Raw genomic sequence first — 795 nt, 5'->3', positions numbered from 1 at the left:
GCTTATGGTTCAAGAATTACGGCAGTATTTTTCTTTTGCTCAACTTGAAGAACTAGCTCGACAAACTGGATAACTAAAAGACGAATAACTAAAAAATGTGTTACACTTTCTAAAAAAGTTCACCATGAAGATCAATAACACGGATGCTCATGTCTTCGGAACGGTCTTTTTGTGGTTACAAAATAAACCATTTTGTATCCCTATAAAATAAGGAGCGATGTACGCTCCCGATTCACTTTGTTACGGCATCGCAGTTGTTACATTGATACTCCAATCCGATACAGTGCCAGTTCCTATCGCTTGGATATGAATATGGTCATGTGTTGGTCGTTTATTTCCGAACTCCCAAGTTAAAGACCATCCATCACTTCCGTCTTTATCATAACCGATGAGTTTTTTTTGACTCCATGCAGTTCCAGTTGGGATTAACCAAAATAAAACTGTTTCTGTATTTTTCGCTTCAACGAAGATAGTCATTTTTTGAACACCTTGTGGTATACGCCACCAGTTACCTATTTTGGTTAAGTCGGTATTTACATATAAAATTTCCGCACGATCAATTTGAGCGATTGCAGGAGAAACATTAAAAATTATGCTGATTACAATAATCAAGCTGCTTAGTAACTTCATGATATATCACCTCTCATGTGTTAATATTCCCCAAGTCTGTTCTGAACGTTACTTTAACAACTTATTTGTAAAGGTATACCTTTTTAACACGGTAAAAAATGCTAGATTTGCTGTTTGTAAAGGTATGAAATTTAATTAATAAATATTTATAAAATGAAGGCCACC

General features: G+C 35.1%; 1 protein-coding gene. It reads right to left on the bottom strand.

Going from position 1 to position 795, the window contains the following annotated elements:
- Positions 1-240 precede the first annotated feature (240 nt).
- On the bottom strand, positions 241-630 hold the full coding sequence (locus ABLT31_RS38810; RefSeq protein ID WP_367761058.1) for a hypothetical protein: 390 nt from the start codon (positions 628-630) through the stop codon (positions 241-243).
- Positions 631-795 lie beyond the last annotated feature (165 nt).

It is taken from the genome of Ammoniphilus soli, from assembly GCF_040813775.1.
This window is presented reverse-complemented; position numbering and strand designations above follow the sequence as displayed.